The organism is Micromonospora sp. NPDC005203 (assembly GCF_042872705.1).
Lineage (GTDB): Bacteria > Actinomycetota > Actinomycetes > Mycobacteriales > Micromonosporaceae > Micromonospora.
This window is the reverse complement of record NZ_JBIAKV010000037.1, coordinates 1-1,000: the sequence shown is the minus strand read 5'-3', so window position 1 is coordinate 1,000 and position 1,000 is coordinate 1. Positions and strand designations below refer to the sequence as shown.

Genomic DNA, 1,000 nt, shown 5'->3' with positions numbered 1-1,000 from the left:
AACCGGAGAGGTCCCCCACACCTAGCGCCCAACGTTTACAGCGTGGACTACCAGGGTATCTAATCCTGTTCGCTCCCCACGCTTTCGCTCCTCAGCGTCAGTATCGGCCCAGAGACCCGCCTTCGCCACCGGTGTTCCTCCTGATATCTGCGCATTTCACCGCTACACCAGGAATTCCAGTCTCCCCTACCGAACTCTAGCCTGCCCGTATCGACCGCAGGCTTGGGGTTGAGCCCCAAGTTTTCACGGTCGACGCGACAAGCCGCCTACGAGCTCTTTACGCCCAATAAATCCGGACAACGCTCGCACCCTACGTCTTACCGCGGCTGCTGGCACGTAGTTGGCCGGTGCTTCTTCTGCAGGTACCGTCACTCTCGCTTCGTCCCTGCTGAAAGAGGTTTACAACCCGAAGGCCGTCATCCCTCACGCGGCGTCGCTGCATCAGGCTTCCGCCCATTGTGCAATATTCCCCACTGCTGCCTCCCGTAGGAGTCTGGGCCGTGTCTCAGTCCCAGTGTGGCCGGTCGCCCTCTCAGGCCGGCTACCCGTCGTCGCCTTGGTAGGCCATCACCCCACCAACAAGCTGATAGGCCGCGAGCCCATCCCAAGCCGAAAAACTTTCCACCCCCAGCCATGCGGCCGGAAGTCCTATTCGGTATTAGCCCCGGTTTCCCGGGGTTATCCCAAAGCTTGGGGCAGGTTGCTCACGTGTTACTCACCCGTTCGCCGCTCGAGTACCCCGAAGGGCCTTTCCGCTCGACTTGCATGTGTTAAGCACGCCGCCAGCGTTCGTCCTGAGCCAGGATCAAACTCTCCAACAAAAAATTAGTTGAACAGCATCCTGACAACAAACAAATGTTGCCAAAGGAATCCCAACCAGCCAGCAAAAACTGACCAGTCCGGGGTATAAATCATAATTGGCACTGGCTTTACAAGCACCCTGTTGAGTTCTCAAAGAACAACCACACACCGACCAGAAGCCCCACCTCAGTGGAACCCC

1 rRNA gene is annotated in these 1,000 nt (G+C 58.0%); it reads right to left on the bottom strand.

Features of this window, described 5'->3' with window-relative positions:
* Positions 1 to 821: ribosomal RNA gene (locus tag ACFYPM_RS32170) — 16S ribosomal RNA — on the bottom strand; the annotation flags it as partial.
* Positions 822 to 1,000: the final 179 nt, after the last annotated feature.